Raw genomic sequence first — 17,853 nt, forward strand, 5'->3', positions numbered from 1 at the left:
GATTCCACCCTGACTAGAAATGAGAAAGCCACAAATGAAACAAAAAGAAGAGAAAATCTTAGGAATCATTGCTATCATCTTGGGAACCCTTGCACTTCTCGGATCCTGGTTGCCAATTATCAGCGTACTATCTTTTTTCTTTGCTATTATTGCAATAGGTCTAGGTGTTTTTGGTATCATCCTCAATCTCCAAAACCGTAAAATATTGGCGATTATTGGAACCGCCCTAGGCATTGGATCCATTTTCCTTGTTTTGATAACGCAAGTACTCCCTTCTGGTGTTTTTACCGACTTGGCTAGAAATTTTCGTCACCCATACAGAAGTTTAACCTCTTTAACAGATGATGACGATTTCGGAACGCTACCAGATAATAGCACCGATGAGGATAATGATGAGGAAAATACGGAAGATAGCGATTCCTTCACTTGGACCAAGGAACAATTCGATGCTTTGATAGAAGGTGATACTGCAAACAGAGGAAAAGGTGGCTCCAACTACAAAGATATTATCAGCAAGCATGGACAGCCAGATTCTGAAATTGAGTCAACTTCAGGCGACTATGAGATTAAAAAAATCTCCTATGTCTCACTCGGTTCTAATACTAAGACAGTTGTACTGACTTTCGTAAAACAGGAAAATGGTCAGTTCCTTCTCATCCGTAAATTTGCCCTAGGATTAGACAGAACAGAGCGAACTGATGATGGAGTAAGAGTCTAAGATAACTAAAAAGCGAACAGACTTAATAGCTGCTCGCTTTTTTATTAGAATCCATCTACGTTTGTGTAGATTTTTTGTACGTCTTCGTCGTCTTCAAGAACACTGTAAAGTTTTTCAAAAGTTTCCAAATCTTCGCCTGACAACTCAACTTCTGATTGAGGAATCATTTCTAATTCAGTTACTTGGAATTCTTCAATACCAGATTCACGCAAAGCAACGATAGCCTTGTGAAGGTCAGTTGGAGCTGTGTAGACAGTGATTGTTCCTTCTTCTGCTTCTACATCGTCTACATCGACATCTGCTTCAAGCAAAAGCTCAAAGATGGCATCAGCATCATCACCTGCAAAGACGATAACACCTTTGTTGTCAAATAGGTAAGATACAGAACCTGAAGCTCCCATGTTTCCACCGTTTTTACCAAAAGCAGCACGGACATTGGCAGCTGTACGGTTAACGTTTGAAGTCAAGGTATCAACGATCAACATTGAACCATTTGGCCCAAATCCTTCGTAACGTCCTTCTGTAAAGGTTTCGTCTGTATTTCCTTTCGCTTTATCGATAGCCTTATCAATAACGTGTTTTGGCACTTGCGCTTGTTTAGCACGATCGATAACGAATTTCAAAGCAGTGTTTAATTCTGGATCTGGTTCACCTTTTTTAGCTGCTACATAGATTTCTACACCAAATTTTGCATATACTTTAGAGTTAGCTCCATCTTTAGCCGTTTTCTTGGCTACGATATTGGCCCATTTACGTCCCATTAGGAATCTCCTTTTTTCACATTTTAATCTTTCTTATTATAACACAAGTCTAGCTGATTTTCACTAGAGGAAATGGATTTTCTTTTGTAAACCAGGCTAAGATTTTCCACCGACTGCCACGATTTTCTTACCTTCTTTTATCCAAGGATGTTGGGAGAGGGAGAAGTAAAGTTGAACAGTCATCACAAGCCAGAGTAGCGGTTCACATAGGATAACACCTGTGTAGCCTGTCCAAGGGATGATCCAAGCCACGAAAATAATTTTCCCAAACAACTCGATAAAGCTAGATACGAGGGGCAAGAGTTTTTGCCCTAACCCCTGCAAGCTATTTCTATAGATCAATAACAGGCTTAAAAATGGATAGAACACCGAACTAATACGCAGGTATAAAGTCCCGTTTTCAATCAGGTAGCCGTCTGTCGAACTTGCCAGGAAAGAAACTAGGCTAGGACTTGCAAAAAATAGGAAAACACAGGCAAAGGTTGCCCAAGACATACTCAAATAACTCCCTATACGAAGTCCTTGGACGATACGTTCGGGACGTTTTGCCCCAAAATTTTGAGATATAAAAGTTGTCATGGAAGCTGAAATAGCTGTCATCGGCAATAAGGCAAAGGCCATGATTCTGCGTGCTGCCGTTTGGGCGCTGATAATAACTGCTCCAAAACTATTGACAGAGGATTGCAAAATGACGCTTCCGATAGAGACGATTGAACCCATCAAGCCCATAGCTAACCCTTGCTCCAAAAGGTCAACATAGAGAGCCTTATTCCATTTGAAATGTTTGAGACCTGGAAGAAGCTCTGGAACACTCTTGCGAATATAGAAATAACAGAGGATTGCTGACAAACCTTGCGAGATAATGGTTGCAAGACCCGCAGACTGAACTCCCAACTGAAGTTGTGTAATAAAATACAAATCCAGAATCACATTAACAATAGCTGAGAAAATTAAAAAAGCAAGAGCCGCAAGGCTATCTCCAATCGAGCGTAATAATCCTGCAAAGAGATTGTAAGCAAAGCTAACTCCCACACAGCTAACAATCATGGAAATATATTCATAAGATTGGGGGAGAATTTCTGCAGGTGTTTCTAGGTACTGCAAAAGTGGATAAAGACCAAAGAATCCCATCAGCATGACAAGACCACTCAGGATGGCACCCAAAATCCAAGTCGCCGCGACAGCTTCCTTAATCTTAGCGAAATTACGAGCACCGTAAAGACGAGCGATAACAACTCCCATCCCATTTCCAACTCCGAGGGCAAAACCGATAATTAAATCAAAAATGGCTGTCGTAGCTCCGACTGCCGCCAAGGAATCTTGTCCCAAAAAACGCCCCACAATCAAAATATCAGCTGTATTGTATAGTTGCTGAAAGATATTGGATAGTAAAATTGGCAAAGCAAAACTAATCAGTGAAGGAAGGATAGGACCATGAATCAAGTCCACCGTTGATTTTTTATTCATAAGGGTATTATATCAGCTTTCTAGTAGAGGAACAAGGGAGCTTCATTAAGAAAGCGTTGCCTAGATACAAACAATCTGGTATAATCGTGACAGAAAAGGAGGGTAGGTATGACCTTAACCAGCCAGTTAATTACAGATGTATTCCCAGACCTTGAAAAAGTTGAACAATTAAACAAGGAAGCCTTCCCTGAAGAAGAACGCGTCTCTTTGGAAGAATTTTTAAGTTACCAAGATAGAGATGACGCTCACTTTTTCGCCTTTTATAACGAAGAAGAATTTGTTGGATTTGCTTTTGCTATCGCTAACCAAAAAGCATTCTACATCAGCTTTTTTGCCATTATGCCCCATCTCCGCAGTCATGGGTACGGGAGAGAAATCATTGAAAAACTCATTGATTTTTACCAGCGTACCATGATTCTTGAAGTGGAGCGATTGGACGAAGACTGCGATAATCTCGAACAACGAAAGGCCCGCATGGACTTCTACTTACAAAATGGTTTTAAAACTGCCAATGCTTTTTTAGAATATGAGGGAATGAGCTTTGAAATTCTCTATCGTGGCGACCATTTTGACGAAGAAGCCTATCGGAATATCTTTCAAAAATTGCAAGAAGAGAATTACTTTGACTTTCGCATCAAATACCGACGTTTTAGCGAACATTAGTTCTCATGAAATAAAAAAAGTAGCAGTTCTCTGCTACTTTTATTTTTTATTCTTCAATTTCGATTTCAAGAGCATCGCCCAAATCAAGAGTCACTTCTTGGTTAGAACTTGTTTCTGCTGCTGAACTTGCTTTAGAGCCTTCTTCCTCTTCAATCAAACCATATTGAACACGAACTTGGTGGTCAATCTCATCAAAGATTTCTGGATGATCTGCCAAGTATTTCTTCGCATTTTCAGAACCTTGTCCGATTTTTTCACCCTTGTATGAGTACCAAGCACCTGCTTTTTGGATAATATCCAAATCACTAGCAATCTTCAAGAGTTCACCAGTTCTAGAAATACCTTCTCCGTACATGATTTCAACAAGAGCTTCTTTGAACGGTGGAGCAACCTTGTTTTTCACAACTTTAATCTTCGTTTCTTTACCGACGTTAGTATCTTTTTGGTCGCCAGTTCCCTTAATTTGTGTGCTTCCACGAACGTCTAAACGAACTGAAGCATAGAATTTAAGGGCACGTCCACCAGGAGTTGTTTCTGGATTACCAAACATAACTCCAACTTTTTCACGCAACTGGTTGATGAAGATAGCAATTGTTTTTGTCTTGTTGATAGAAGCTCCGAGTTTACGCATAGCTTGGCTCATCATACGAGCTTGAAGACCAACGTGGCTATCTCCGATATCTCCATCGATTTCCGCACGAGGTACAAGAGCTGCAACTGAGTCAATAACGACAAGGTCAACTGCACCTGAGTCAATCAATTTTCCTGCAATTTCAAGACCTTGCTCACCTGAGTCTGGTTGTGACAAGAGCAATTCATCAATGTTAACACCAAGAGCTGCTGCATAGGCTGGATCAAGCGCGTGTTCCGCATCGATAAAGGCTGCAATTCCGCCTTCTTTTTGCGCCTGTGCTACAGCGTGAAGGGCTACTGTTGTCTTACCTGATGATTCTGGACCGTAGATTTCAATGATACGTCCCTTAGGATAACCACCTGAACCAAGTGCAATATCAAGGGCCAAAGAGCCTGAACTCATCACTTGTACTTTTTGCTCTGCGCGTTCACCCAAACGCATGATTGAACCCTTACCGAAGTCTTTTTCAATCAATTTAAGCGCATCATTCAAAGCTTTTTCACGATCAGCTCCAAATTTTTTCCCAATTTCATCTAATTTTTTTGTTGGTTTTTTCGCCATTTTGTTCTCCTATATTTTAATGATTCTAAGAACCTTCTTCTATTATATCAAAAGTCAGTCACTTAATAAAGCTTTGCGAACTAAGTTAAACGCATGCATAACCGCAATCTTACGAACATCCGCTCGGCTTCTTCCAGCTATATTGACTTGAATGACTTCGGTACCTGATGCTTGAGATAGGCCGATGAAAACTGTCCCTGCTGGATGCCCTTCTAGGCTATCCGGACCAGCTACTCCTGTCAAGCTAATCCCAAAATCTGACTGGGTTTTGAGGCGTGCCTGCTCAGCCATTTTTTCCGCAGCAAATGCTGAAACGACTCCATATTCTTCCAACTCTACTTGTGGAATGTCTAACATCTTAGCCTTTTCTTCCAGGCTATAAGTGACAAAACCACCTTTAAAGATTGTTGATGCTCCCGAAAAGTTTGCCAAAGTCGCTTGGAAAAGCCCTGCTGTCAAACTTTCTGCAGCTGTGATGGTTTGCTTTTTCTTTTTCAACTCCTCAACAACTACGCTGGCTAGACTCGCTTCTTCGCCATAACCATAACAGATATCCTTTAAAGCAACCCCTTCAAAGGTCTGACGTGCAAGGATCTTTTCCTCCAGATTATCTAAGGCCTTTTGAGCCTCGTCTTGACTAGTGGCCTTGGTGGACAAGCGCAGAGTCACCTCTCCCGTTTTTGCATACGGTGCTATGGTTGGATCCGTCTGCTCTTCAATCAAATCTGATAAAATCGTCACTAGCTGGCTCTCACCAATGCCAAAGAAACGTAGCACACGTGAGTACAACTTAGCTCCTGTTGTCAATCTTGGTAGTAGCTCATTTAAAACCATTGGTTTCAGTTCACTTGGCGGACCTGGTAGGACAACATAAGTCACGCCATCTACCTCAATCATACCACCAACTGCTAGTCCTGTTTCATTTGGGAGTGGGATTGACCCCTCAACAATTTGAGCTTGGCGTTCATTATTTGGAGTTCGAGCATAGTCTGGGCGATGAGCAAAGAAATCATCCAGTTTAGCCTGTGCTTGAGGATCAAAAGTCAAATGACGCCCTAGAAATTGAGCCAATGTTTGTTTGGTCAAGTCATCCTCTGTCGGCCCCAATCCTCCCGTTAAGATAACCAGATTACTACGTTTCTGAGCAATCTCCAACAGGGATATGAGTCGAGTTTCATTGTCTCCCACGGCCGTCTGGAAGTAAACATCGACTCCGATTTCAGCTAGCTTTTCAGACAAAAACTGAGCATTGGTATTGACAATTTGACCAGTTAGAATTTCTGTCCCAACAGCTATTATTTCCGCTTTCATTTTTTCCTCCTACTTATCTATTCGAATTTCTTTGAAAAAATCGCAGGAAAATTCCTACGATTTCAGTATTTATTTCTTATTGTTCTGGTTGCTCTTGCTGCACTTGAGGCACTTGTTGTCCTTGCTGTTCCTGATCTGCAATAGATCCGGTTGTTTGTGGCAAGCGACCATAAATATTTTCATACAAGACAACATTTGTCTCTAATTCCGTAACTTCTGGTTTGTCCAATGAACGACGCAAAAGATTTTGCATCTCTAACATATGGGCAGATGACACGATTTGGTAGGATGTTCCGTCAATCATTGCATCCTCTCCACGCAATTGCTGAGACTCAATATTCTTAAATGAATCTTGGTAGCCCATCAACTGAGGAATGGTTGTTGTCGTAATCTCGATATTTGTCTGCATATTATCGCTAAGAGCCTTCAGAATTTCTTGGTAGTGACTCACACTATTCAAGCTAAGAATCTTCTCAACAATCTTTTGAATGACTTCGCGCTGACGTTTCTGACGACCGTAATCTCCTTCTGGATCTTGATAGCGCATGCGTGAATACACCAGCGCCTCTTCACCATTTAGAGTTTGCTCTCCAACGCCAATAGAAATCGTATTAAACGGTTCTTGATCTTGGATAGAGATAGGGAAACCTAGAGTGTTGTTTACTGTGATTCCACCGACAGCATCAACCATTCTTTGAAGGCCATGCATGTTGACCATCACATAACGATCGATGTGGATATTCATCATTTTTTGAATGGTTGAAATAGCAAGTTCTGCTCCACCATCAGCATAGGCGGAATTGAGTTTCGCTTCTCTAACACTACCGTCTGGTTGTTGGATTTGTGTCAGAATATCACGTTCCAAACTCATCATAACAACTTTCTTGGTTTTAGGATTTACTGTTACCAAGATCATCGAATCACTGTTACCCGCCCATGGGTCTGTACGTTCAACGTTACCCGTATCCACACCCATCAGTAGGATTGTCAGGGGTTCAGTTGCCTCGATAACCTTCGTTTCTTCCCCGATTTGTTTATAGGTTTTAGCTAGAGTCTGTGTACTTTGTTGGTAGATCGTATAGGCATAAGCTCCCACACCAAGCACTGTCACAAGGACAAAGCCTAAAAACATTCCGATTATTTTTTTTGCCATATGTTTATTTGTCTATCAGTCGACCCATTTGGTAAACGTCAAGAAACTCTCCTCCCTCTATACAAGCACCACGTTCCTGTAAGCCTTCTATGATGAAGCCCATCTTTTTATATAGATGAACAGCCGCAAGATTGCGTTTTTGAACTGTCAGTTGTAAGCGTCGAATACTTCCACTCGATTTGGCCCATTCAATAGCTTCTTCCATGAGGATACTACCGAGGCCATATCCCCAGTATGCTTTTTTAATTCCAAGAAAGACATCACCAATATGTCGAACTCTCGGACGTTGATCCGCCGTTATATTGATTACCCCTGCTAGCTCATCATTCAAAAAAGCTAGTAAAGTAATTTGATTGTCCGATTGGGACTGCTTGTCAATAAAATGCTGCATTTCTGATGCAGTCATTGCAATTCCATTCTCACCTAAACTGGTAAAGCTAGATTCGTGACCAATCTGATCCAAAAGTGCAATAAGAGCTGAAGCATCTTGGATTTCTGCTTCACGGATTAAAAGATCATACTCCATCCGTCAACCTCTGCAAGAGCTCTGTTGCTCGTTGCCCGTGGGCATGAAAGACAACTTCGCGTCCCTCTCCATCTTTCAAGATTTCTAATTCTAGATAATCTGATGGAAGGTCCTCACCCAATAGGTGCCCCCACTCAATAACTGTCACACCTGATCCAAAAAGAAATTCATCCAAGTCGATAGAATCTGCGTCCCCTTCAATACGATAAACATCCAAGTGATACAAGGGTAGACGACCTTCATATTCTCGAACAATGGTATAGGTAGGACTCTTAATCATTTGATGAATCTCTAGACCTTTAGCTAGACCTTTTGTAAGTGTTGTTTTCCCCGCACCTAATTCTCCAGTCAAAATCAATACATCATTTTTCTCTAGTAAAGAACCTAACTCTTGTCCAAGAGCAATGAGTTCATCTTCATTTTTTATGTGCATGTAATCATTATACCAAAAAGTTTTCTTTTGCGACATTTCTACTAATAAAAAAGGAGGAGAATCCTCCTTCTTTTTTTAAAGTTTTTATCATTAGTTAAGAGCCATGCTGATGTAGTTCAAGATGAACAAGGCATCCAAAATCCAGATCATGACATGGACTTCTTTGATTTGACCTTTAACAATCTTTGTCAAAGTGTAAGTCAAGAAACCAACGGCAATTCCTTGAGTGATTGAGTAGCTGAATCCCATAAAGATAGAAGTGAAGAAAGCTGGAACAGCTTCTGACATATCATCCCAAGGGATATTTTTCAAGTTAGAGAGCATCATAATTCCGACAATAATCAAAATTGGTGCAGTCGCAGCTGTTGGAACAATCGCTAATAGTGGGCTAAAGAAGCTAGATAAAGCAAAACAGATAGCAACAACTAAGGCTGTCAAACCAGTACGTCCACCAGCACCGATACCGGCTGCTGACTCAACATAAGTCGTAACGTTTGAAGTTCCTGCAATGGCACCAATTGAAGTTGCTACCAAATCAGAGTAAAGAGCTTTATCCAATTTAGCTGACTCATGGTTTTCACCACTTGTCGCTACGATACCTACTTTTTCACCAGTACCGATAAGTGTACCAATAGTATCAAAAATATCTGTCAATGAGAAGGCAAGAATGGCCATCAAAGTTTCTGGTAAGCGAGAAGTGTTTGAAATCAAAGATCCTAAACCTTCTGAACCAAGAGCAGCACCAAACAAAGTTCCTAGGTCGTTAACTGCTGATGAAAGATTGTTGCTAGCGAAGTCAATCCCTGACACATTAACAAGACCAACTGCAATGGCAAGAACAGTCGTTGTTAAAATAGAAAGGATGATCCCACCTTTGATACCTTTAACAACAAAGAAGATAGTAATAGCAAGACCTGCAAGAGCTACCAAAACTGCTGTAGTATTGAAATCTACTAATCCTGGAACGGCTGAAGCATTTGCAGTAATCGCCGCTTGAGCCTTATCTGCTCCTTCACCTGCTACAGTATAAGTACCTGGGTCAATTGAGAATTTCAAAAGACCAGCATTCTTAATACCAACGTAAGCAAGGAAAACACCAATACCAGCTGAAATTGCTGAGCGAAGTGTTGTAGGAATAGATTCAATGATCATTTTACGAACATTGGTCAATGTAATAATCAGTGAAATAACTCCACAGATGAAGACCATCCCAAGAGCTTCTTTCCAAGTATAACCCATCCCAAATACGACGGTAAAGGTAAAGAAGGCATTTAGTCCCATACCTGGAGCTTGTGCATATGGCAAGTTAGCATAGAAAGCCATCATCAAAGTTCCCACAACAGAACCGATGATTGTTGCCAAGAATACACCTTGAACAGGCATTCCTGTTTGTGAAAGCATTTGAGGGTTTACAAAGAGAATATAACTCATTGCAAAGAAAGTTGTTAAACCAGCAAGAACCTCTGTACGGACGTCTGTCCCGTGCTCTTTTAGTTTAAATAGTTTGTCCATTTTTAATCTCCTTTGTCTTTTTACGAACAATATGACTATTATAACACCAATCATTCATCTTTTCAAGGTATTTTTACTGAATTATAAAAATCTTATCTGATGCTATTCTTCGTTTTACTTATTGTCAGCTTTTCTAGCCACTTTTTGATATAATAGAAAACATCTTATCTGAAACTAGATTCGGGAGGATTTTATGACTAAAAAAATGATTGCCGTCGATTTAGACGGAACTCTACTCAACTCTGAAAGCAAACTTTCTGACTTTACTATTGAAACAATTAAGAAAATCTCTAAAAAAGGCCACCAAGTCGTTATTGCAACTGGTCGCCCTTACCGAATGGCCAAAGATTTTTATAACCAACTTGAACTCGAAACGCCTATGATTAACTTCAACGGTTCACTTACTCATCTGCCAGGTAAGACTTGGAAACATGAAAAGTGTCTGACTGTGGACAAAAAATACCTCTTGGATATCGTAAAACGAAAAAAGGAGATTGAGGCAGACTTTATCGCTGGTGAATATCGTAAAAAGTTTTACATTACGGCCCCAGACCAAGAAATCGCCGATCCCAAATTATTTGGTGTTGAAAACTTTCGCCCTGAAAATCAATTCAAGTCTGACTTAGTGACCAAGGGGCCTAACTGTATTTTATTACAAACTAGGGCCGACGATAAATATGCACTAGCAGAAGAGATGAACAGCTTTTACAAACACCAACTCAATATTAACACTTGGGGGGGTCCTTTGAACATTCTAGAATGTACTCCAAAAGGTGTCCACAAGGCTTTTGCCCTCGAATACCTTCTCAATGTCATGAATATCGACAAACAGAATTTGATTGCCTTTGGTGACGAACACAATGACCAAGAAATGCTTTCTTTTGCAGGTAAAGGCTATGCTATGAAAAATGCAAATCCTGCTCTCTTACCTTTCGCAGACGAGCAATTACCATTAACCAATGAAGAAGACGGAGTCGCTCACTTTTTACAAGAACGATTCCTATAAATCATAACCTATAAATCAGTAGTTCTATACTTTTGGCTAAAATACGGGCCATTGAGTAAAGAACTTTTTTTCATATAATTATCCATAAAAAAAAAGATTTGCACCTGTTTTATCCAGATCCAAATCCTTTAAAATATCTATTTTTTTAAAACAATACGATCTGAAACCTCACGGTCCATGTCGTCGATAATAATCTGGTTCTCTTCTGCCACATAAATCTTGACATCGTCTCCGATGATGACTTTCTGATTTTCTGGTTCAAAGGTTACCTTCTTAACTTCCTGTACTCCATCCGCTTCCACTTCTGTCCACGTTCCGGTATTACCAGTAACGACAAGCGTAATGCTATCACCCTCGTCCTGCCCCTTATAGGTACCATCCATATTGACGGTTGTAGCATTCGTAGCGCTAGCTGTTGTTGACTCAGATACCTGACTTGTTATCACTTCTGAACTAGTGCTTGCTTGTGGTGTCGAAGTTGTTTGTTCTTTTGTTGAACAAGCAACTAAAAGACTAAGACTTGCCAAAGTGGCAAGAGAAAGTGTGATTTTTTTAAATGACATAATAGCTCCTTTCTTTTGGTGGCTAAAAGTAGCAAAAGCTGCTGAAACATTCCACCTCAACTATATCAAATAAGGGAAGGGAGGTCAATCAATAGATTCATAACCCATGAGGTATGCACGGACCTCTGATATAAAGTAGAGAGAACCTGTCACAAACAGTAACTCTTTCTCCCCTACAGAACTTTCAAAGCCATCTAAAAACTCTCGATAGGAAGCAACCTTCTGATAATCTCCCAAGTCCTGCTCCTCCAAAGAACCTTGATAATCAAAGCTAGTAACATAGAGAGGAAGGTCTGGTAAATGTTTCGTCAGATATCCAAGCATACCACTGTAATCTTTACGCTTTAAAGCTCCAAAAAGAATTTGAGCTTGATAACCTTGTTGATTTTTTTCCTGGATAAATTCAACCAAACGCTCCAAGGCTGGTAAGTTGTGAGCCCCATCCAGATAAATGTGCTCAGTGATAGCTTCTAGTCTTCCTGCCCATCTGGTAGCTCGCAAGGCAGCTCGTACTGCTTCTTGATCAACCGTCTCACCTCTCTGATTCATAAACAATAGAAAGGCTTGTATGGCAAGAGCTGCGTTTTCCTCTTGATAAGCCCCTTCCAAACCTAGTTTTAATTGGTTCAGATTCGCAAGAGAAGAAGAAAAATGACCATCCTTGAAAGAAAAATCTTGGTCAGCTTGGTAGAGAGTTACTCCCAAATTATGAGCAGCCATTTGACAAACGAGCTGAGCTTCCGGCGCTAGATTGGCAACAACGGCTGATTTACCTGACTTAAAAATCCCTGCTTTCTGCTCAGCAATTAACTCTAGACTATTGCCCAAGGTCTCCTGGTGATCTAGGCCGATTGATGTAATAACTGCGATTTCTCCAGTTACCACATTAGTGGTATCAAGTATTCCACCAATCCCAACTTCCAGTAACACCAAATCTACTTCTTGCTCTTTAAAATAAAGCAAAGCAATCAAGGTCAGCAACTCAAAAAAAGATAACTGATCGTGGGTTTCTAGAAGTTTCAGCTCCATTTCCTTAACTTGATCAGCTATACGAATAAAATCGGCATCTGATATAGGTTGACTATTGATACAGATACGGTCATGGATGCTGACAATGTGGGGCGAAGTAAAGGTTCCAACCTTTTTACCATGGGAAACAAAAAGTTCCCTCATAAAAGCAATAGTCGACCCCTTCCCATTTGTCCCCGTCACATGGATAATTGGATAGGTTTGCTCAGGATTTCCCAGCAAATCCACCGCTCTTTGCATTCGTCCTAAACCTGATCTAAAATTCAATCCAATCCGGCTATGGAGCCATTTTTCTACTTCAAACACGCTTATCTCCTTAATCCTTAATAAAAAAGCGAAGATTCTCTTCGCTTTTTACTTCATTTGCTAGAACCTAGCTTGTTTTAATTTCAATATGGGGTAAAAATACCCCCCGGATGTTCCAACTCTTTCTAGTTTCTAGGAGTTGGGCTAAAAACATCCACTAGACTTACTGACGGTTCTTATTTTTAGCGTCAGGCTAAAAACGTTCCCCGAACTTACTTACGGTCTTTATTTTTAGCGTAAGGGTAAAAATGTTCACTGAACATTTTTACTCCTCCATAAAGCTGTTGAAGACTTCTTCAATCATGTTCCATTCGTCGTCTGAATCTTCAGGGATTGGTTGCAATTCGCCTTCTGTTCCGTCTTCATTTTCGATGAATGAGTATGCTTGGATTTCAACTTCTCCGTTTTCATCTTCTTCTGCATTAACTGGTACAAGAAGGACATAGTTTTTACCAAATTCTTCTTTTCCATCAATAGTCAAAAGGATTTCAAACAAAGTTTCGTTTCCTTGCTCATCTACAAGTGTAATAAGTTCACGTTCTTCGTGATCGTGGTTGTGATCGTGTGACATAATTTCTCCTCTGTCTTAAAATTTTCTATCTAAATAATTTTGCAAAATCAATTGAGCCGCTAATTTATCAATAACTTTTTTACGCTTATTACGACTAATGTCTGCTTGCTCAATCAACATGCGCTCTGCAGCAACCGTAGTTAAGCGCTCATCCTGATACTCCACTGGCAAACCAAAGAGCTCTTCCAGTTTTGCTCCGTACGCTTGACTCGCTTCCACCCGCGGTCCACTGGTATTGTTCATATTTTTAGGTAAACCAACAACAAAGCGCTCCACCTTATAGGTATCAACCAATTCTTTGAGTCGTTCAAAACCGAACTCCCCTTGTTCTTCATTGATTTGGATGATTTCGAGTCCTTGCGCTGTAAAACCTAACGGATCGCTAATCGCTACTCCTACTGTTTTGGAACCAACGTCCAACCCCATAATTCTCATTGGTTATAGATCGACTCCTTGTCCCTTAAGGTAGTAGCGAACCAATTCTTCAACAATCTCATCGCGTTCGTATTTACGGATTTGATTTCTAGCGTTATTGTAGCGAGGAACGTAAGCTGGGTCTCCACTGAGAACATAGCCCACAATTTGATTAATAGGGTTATACCCCTTCTCATTCAAGGAAGCATAGACTTCTGTCAATGTTTCGCTAATCTCTTTTTTATTGGAATCGTCCAATTTAAAACGTACGGTTTCTTCAGTAAATCCCATTCTAACACCCTCTTTCCTTAGAATAGTACTATTATAGCACATTCACAGCCGTTCTACAAATCACACAGTCTGATTTTGCCTGATTTTCTGCGACTTCTTTACTGGACAGTCGCACCACTTGCAACTCGACTTACGATATACTCTTCTGGTTCGTTTTTTAATAGATTTTCCAAGCCAACATTTTTTAAATATTCGCTTTCGCTTGCCTTTTTAACATCTAGAACCTGAAAATCATAACTGCTTTTAGTTTCAATCTCCGTTTCACTTAAGAGAGTGGTTTCGAGACTAAAACCAGGGATTTTACGAGCAGCTTGGACTGATTCATCCTTGTCTTCCTCTTCTTTCAAGGCCGTCTTTGCTTCCTCTAATCCATGCTCGGCAATGTAGTTCTTGAGTTCTTCTGAAACTTGCCGTTTTTGCTGAATCGTTAAGGTCAAGAATTGTTTACCCTTATAGGTAATGGTCTGAGTTTGCTGAACTCCATTTTCATCAGTGGGTAGGACAAGTGTCTTGGTTACTACTGTATTGTTATTCGCATTTTCTAGGACTGGTAGAGTTGATCGGAGAGCTTCTGTTGTCGTATCTTTAGTAGGCTCCGCAGATTCTTTTTTCTGACCACAGCCAGCTAGTAAAAATAGAAACGCAACTGTTCCGATAACTATCTTCTTCATGTTCATTTTTCCTTATTTACCTATCAAATAAGGCCAGGAGTCACTCCCAGCCTTTATGTTTTATAGTGCTGCACGTAAACGTGCTTCTGCATTTTCTACATTGCGGACAGAGCGTGGCAAGAAGGCACGAATGTCATCTTCTTTATAGCCAACTTGCAAACGTTTCTCGTCAACAAGAATTGGGCTTTTTAGGATACGTGGTGTCTCCATTATCAAAGTGAGCACTTCATTGACACTCAAATCTTCGATATCAACTCCAAGAGCTTTAGCGTAGCGATTCTTTGATGATACAATGCTCGCAATTCCATTGTCTGTTTTTGTTAGAATATCTAATAATTCTTCTCTAGAAATCCCCTCTTTACCGAGGTTTTGTTCTTTATAACTTAACTGGTGGGCATTAAGCCAGGTTTTCGCTTTTTTACAGCTAGTACAACTTGAGACTGTATAAATTTTGATCATGTACCTACCCCTTTCGCTACATGTTACTATCAGTTTATTCTATTATACCATAAAAAACATCCGACTTGCGACCTATTTTTAAAAAAATTTAACTTTTTTGCTCATTTTTCTCCTTTTTTCTTAACAAAACACGAACTATAACCACTCTTTGTACTTCTTAATGTATAACTTCTTAATAACGGTGACGCTAAACATGTACAAGAAAATAATACCGACTAAAAACAAGAAGTATGGAAGTCCCAATGGAGCTAAACGAAGGATATTCACTAGTGGGCCATAAGGTAGACTAGTTACGAAGAAAGCCGCAACCAAAGTTGTAAAAATCACAAGCCAAGCTGGTCTGCTTTGTACAAAAGGAACTTTTGCTGTACGAAGCATATGGATGACCATGGTTTGAGACCACATAGATTCAATGAACCATCCTGTTTGGAACAAGATAATAAACTGAAGGGCAGATTCAGAACCATGAACATAATGATAGCCTGTCACCAAAGGAACAATGATAAAATAGAGGAAAATAAAGGTCAAAATATCAAAGATCGATGAAATCGGACCCATCCAAACCATAAATCGAGTAATAGATTTTGCTTCCCATGTATGAGGTTGTTTGAGGAAGTCTTGATCCACATTATCAAATGGCAATGCCACACAAGACAAATCATAGACTAGGTTTAAAACAATGAGATGAACAGGAGCCATTGGTAAAAATGGCAAGAAGATACTCGCAACAAGGAGTGAGAAGATATTCCCAAAGTTTGAACTGACGGTCATCTTGATGTACTTGGTCATGTTGGCGTAGACCTTACGACCTTCAACGATACCAGTTCCAAGAACCATGAGATCCTTGTCTAACAAAATAACATCCGCTGTTTCCTTAGCGATATCGACTGCTGTATCTACAGAAATACCGACATCTGCTACCTTCATAGATGGGGCATCATTAATACCGTCACCCATATAACCAACTCCATGACCGTTTCTCTTCAACTGTAGAATGATACGCGCTTTTTGGTCAGGTGACAATTTAGCAAAGACTGTTACTTTTTCAACAACATCTGCCAATTCTTGGTCTGTCATTTGGTCGATATCAGCTCCCAAAAGGATGTGTTCAACATCCAAACCAACCTTTTCACAAATAGCTTGGGTTACTTTTTCGTTATCCCCAGTTAAAATTTTTGTTTTGACACCATGCTCAAGCAGAGCCTGAATAGCTGGTGCTGCAGATGGTTTTGGTGGATCCAAGAAAGCAAGATAACCAGTAAGGATCATGTCTCTTTCATCAGTCACGGTATAAGCATAGTCTTCACGTAGACCTGACTTGTAACCAACACCTAAGACACGCAAACCTTGACGGTTTAATTGACCAACTTCTGCCAACACTTCTTGACGAATGTCTTCAGTAAGAGGGATGACTTCTCCACGGTACTCCACATGTGTCGAAATGTTCAACATTTCTTCTAAAGCACCCTTGGTAACCATACTAACAACATTGCTATCGTCTTTGACAATGACACTCATGCGTCTGCGCTCAAAGTCAAATGGAAGCTCGTCGATTTTTTGGAAACTAGTATCTAAATTTTGTAGGATAGCGTGTTCTTTGGCCTCTTTTTCAGTTCTACTGATGATAGCACGGTCCATCAAGTTTTTCAAACCTGTTTGGAAATGTGAATTTAGATAAGCTCTTCTTAAGACTGCCATATCCAAATCGCCATGGATATCTAATGGGTATTCTAAAACAATCTCATCTTGCGTTAGAGTTCCAGTTTTGTCCGTACAAAGGATATCGATTGCCCCTAAGTCTTGTATGGCATTAAGTTTTTTGATGACCACCTTTTCCTTGGCCATGATAATGGAACCTTTTGCCAAGCTAGCTGTAATAATCATTGGCAGCATTTCTGGTGTAAGTCCAACACCAACGCTCAAGGCAAAAACTCCAGCCTCTAGCCAGTCTCCGTCGGTCAAACCATTTGCGAAAAACACGATTGGAACCATGACAAGCATCAAACGGATCAAGAGCCATGAAATGCTGTTCATTTCACGTTCAAAAGAAGTTGGTTCATCGTAGGTGTTGAGAGTCTGTTCAATAGCTCCCATCATGGTGTCATCCCCAACTGCTAGAACCATAGCTGTAGCACTTCCTGAGATAACGTTTGTCCCCATGAATGCCAAAGATTCTGCTTCTAAAAGGCTATCTACATTTTGGCCAGTCGCTTTATTTAAAGCAAGTTTTTCGACTGCATCACTTTCTCCAGTCAAACCTGACTGTTGAACGAAAAAGTCGCGGGATTCGAACAAGATAACATCTGCTGGAATCATATCTCCCGCACTCAATTTCACGAGATCTCCTACAACCAACTCATCGATGGGTAACTCTTGTTCAAGACCATCACGAATAACAGTTGCAGTGTTGACAATCATTTTTGAAAGGTTGGTTGTTGCCTTGTCGCTCCGCAATTCTTGGACAAAACGGATGCCTCCTGAAATCAAAACCAAGACAACGATAATGATAGAGGTTGTCGGGTCCTCTTGACCAGGTTTGGCAAGCCAGACGTTTGTAACGAGAGAGATAAAGGCAATCACAAGCAAAATGATTGTGAAAGGATTGATAATGGACTCATAAATCTTTTTAAAGATGGAATCCTCTTGACCCTTTGTGATGGTGTTTTCACCATATAGGTCACGGTTTTCTTCGACTTGTTCTGAATCTAAGCCTTTTAGACTTGTATGGTAAAAAGCTAGACTCTCTTTAAATGGAGTTTGAATAGCTGCTGCTAATCTTTCTTTTGTAGTTTTCATTGGTTTCT

At 40.3% G+C, this 17,853-nt stretch carries 19 protein-coding genes; 3 read left to right on the plus strand and 16 right to left on the minus strand.

Going from position 1 to position 17,853, the window contains the following annotated elements; translation table 11 throughout:
* Positions 1 to 34 precede the first annotated feature (34 nt).
* Positions 35 to 718: a hypothetical protein gene (locus ACXYSN_RS06535; RefSeq protein WP_458636543.1), complete on the plus strand. Its 684-nt coding sequence runs from the start codon at positions 35 to 37 to the stop codon at positions 716 to 718.
* 44 nt (positions 719 to 762) lie between these two features.
* Here the strand turns inward: ACXYSN_RS06535 and ACXYSN_RS06540 are convergent, their stop codons facing one another.
* Together ACXYSN_RS06540 and ACXYSN_RS06545 are read right to left on the minus strand one after the other, a co-directional pair.
* Positions 763 to 1,479, minus strand: coding sequence for a YebC/PmpR family DNA-binding transcriptional regulator (locus ACXYSN_RS06540; protein WP_006146163.1), 717 nt, complete (start codon positions 1,477 to 1,479; stop codon positions 763 to 765).
* Between the two features lie 96 nt (positions 1,480 to 1,575).
* Entirely contained in the window at positions 1,576 to 2,946 is a 1,371-nt protein-coding gene (locus ACXYSN_RS06545) for an MATE family efflux transporter (RefSeq protein ID WP_075227037.1), read from the minus strand.
* Positions 2,947 to 3,054: 108 nt separating this feature from the next.
* Between ACXYSN_RS06545 and ACXYSN_RS06550 the strand changes: the two genes are divergently transcribed.
* Complete coding sequence (locus ACXYSN_RS06550; RefSeq protein ID WP_006149589.1) at positions 3,055 to 3,609, plus strand: GNAT family N-acetyltransferase; 555 nt, start codon at positions 3,055 to 3,057, stop codon at positions 3,607 to 3,609.
* A 46-nt stretch (positions 3,610 to 3,655) separates the two neighbouring features.
* Here the strand turns inward: ACXYSN_RS06550 and recA are convergent, their stop codons facing one another.
* From recA to ACXYSN_RS06580, 6 genes are all read right to left on the minus strand, one after another.
* Positions 3,656 to 4,804: a recombinase RecA gene (recA, locus tag ACXYSN_RS06555; RefSeq protein WP_178894464.1), complete on the minus strand. Its 1,149-nt coding sequence runs from the start codon at positions 4,802 to 4,804 to the stop codon at positions 3,656 to 3,658.
* 54 nt (positions 4,805 to 4,858) lie between these two features.
* Positions 4,859 to 6,115, minus strand: coding sequence for a competence/damage-inducible protein A (locus tag ACXYSN_RS06560; RefSeq protein WP_458636544.1), 1,257 nt, complete (start codon positions 6,113 to 6,115; stop codon positions 4,859 to 4,861).
* Between the two features lie 76 nt (positions 6,116 to 6,191).
* Complete coding sequence (gene lytR / locus ACXYSN_RS06565; RefSeq protein ID WP_458636545.1) at positions 6,192 to 7,268, minus strand: glycopolymer--peptidoglycan transferase LytR; 1,077 nt, start codon at positions 7,266 to 7,268, stop codon at positions 6,192 to 6,194.
* 4 nt (positions 7,269 to 7,272) lie between these two features.
* Positions 7,273 to 7,794 (minus strand): N-acetyltransferase family protein, encoded by a 522-nt coding sequence (locus tag ACXYSN_RS06570; RefSeq protein WP_458636546.1) that lies wholly within the window; start codon positions 7,792 to 7,794, stop codon positions 7,273 to 7,275.
* Positions 7,784 to 8,227 (minus strand): tRNA (adenosine(37)-N6)-threonylcarbamoyltransferase complex ATPase subunit type 1 TsaE, encoded by a 444-nt coding sequence (gene tsaE / locus ACXYSN_RS06575; protein ID WP_458636547.1) that lies wholly within the window; start codon positions 8,225 to 8,227, stop codon positions 7,784 to 7,786. The genes ACXYSN_RS06570 and tsaE overlap by 11 nt, the downstream gene beginning before the upstream one ends.
* 90 nt (positions 8,228 to 8,317) lie before the next feature.
* Entirely contained in the window at positions 8,318 to 9,739 is a 1,422-nt protein-coding gene (locus ACXYSN_RS06580; RefSeq protein WP_006149586.1) for an NCS2 family permease, read from the minus strand.
* A gap of 193 nt (positions 9,740 to 9,932) precedes the next feature.
* Between ACXYSN_RS06580 and ACXYSN_RS06585 the strand changes: the two genes are divergently transcribed.
* A complete protein-coding gene (locus ACXYSN_RS06585; protein WP_006149640.1) occupies positions 9,933 to 10,745 on the plus strand; it encodes a Cof-type HAD-IIB family hydrolase in 813 nt (270 codons plus the stop codon).
* 137 nt (positions 10,746 to 10,882) lie between these two features.
* Here ACXYSN_RS06585 and ACXYSN_RS06590 read toward each other — a convergent pair whose 3' ends face one another.
* The 8 genes from ACXYSN_RS06590 to mgtA all read right to left on the minus strand — a co-directional run bounded on the left by ACXYSN_RS06590 (position 10,883) and on the right by mgtA (position 17,845).
* A complete protein-coding gene (locus ACXYSN_RS06590) occupies positions 10,883 to 11,308 on the minus strand; it encodes an SP_0198 family lipoprotein (protein WP_070678394.1) in 426 nt (141 codons plus the stop codon).
* A gap of 84 nt (positions 11,309 to 11,392) precedes the next feature.
* Complete coding sequence (locus ACXYSN_RS06595; RefSeq protein ID WP_458636548.1) at positions 11,393 to 12,643, minus strand: bifunctional folylpolyglutamate synthase/dihydrofolate synthase; 1,251 nt, start codon at positions 12,641 to 12,643, stop codon at positions 11,393 to 11,395.
* A gap of 265 nt (positions 12,644 to 12,908) precedes the next feature.
* Entirely contained in the window at positions 12,909 to 13,214 is a 306-nt protein-coding gene (locus ACXYSN_RS06600; RefSeq protein ID WP_004250503.1) for a DUF1292 domain-containing protein, read from the minus strand.
* 15 nt (positions 13,215 to 13,229) lie between these two features.
* The gene (gene ruvX, locus ACXYSN_RS06605) at positions 13,230 to 13,649 is read right to left on the minus strand and encodes a Holliday junction resolvase RuvX (RefSeq protein WP_006149608.1); all 420 of its coding nucleotides are present in this window, start codon (positions 13,647 to 13,649) and stop codon (positions 13,230 to 13,232) included.
* Positions 13,650 to 13,652: 3 nt separating this feature from the next.
* Entirely contained in the window at positions 13,653 to 13,919 is a 267-nt protein-coding gene (locus ACXYSN_RS06610; protein ID WP_004250500.1) for an IreB family regulatory phosphoprotein, read from the minus strand.
* A 98-nt stretch (positions 13,920 to 14,017) separates the two neighbouring features.
* The gene (locus ACXYSN_RS06615) at positions 14,018 to 14,590 is read right to left on the minus strand and encodes an SP0191 family lipoprotein (RefSeq protein WP_303943379.1); all 573 of its coding nucleotides are present in this window, start codon (positions 14,588 to 14,590) and stop codon (positions 14,018 to 14,020) included.
* Between the two features lie 60 nt (positions 14,591 to 14,650).
* Positions 14,651 to 15,049, minus strand: a complete 399-nt coding sequence (spx, locus tag ACXYSN_RS06620; RefSeq protein ID WP_006149601.1) for a transcriptional regulator Spx — start codon at positions 15,047 to 15,049, stop codon at positions 14,651 to 14,653.
* 135 nt (positions 15,050 to 15,184) lie between these two features.
* Positions 15,185 to 17,845 (minus strand): magnesium-translocating P-type ATPase, encoded by a 2,661-nt coding sequence (mgtA, locus tag ACXYSN_RS06625; protein WP_458636549.1) that lies wholly within the window; start codon positions 17,843 to 17,845, stop codon positions 15,185 to 15,187.
* Between the last annotated feature and the right edge of the window lie 8 nt (positions 17,846 to 17,853).

This window comes from Streptococcus sp. V869 (assembly GCF_054353515.1).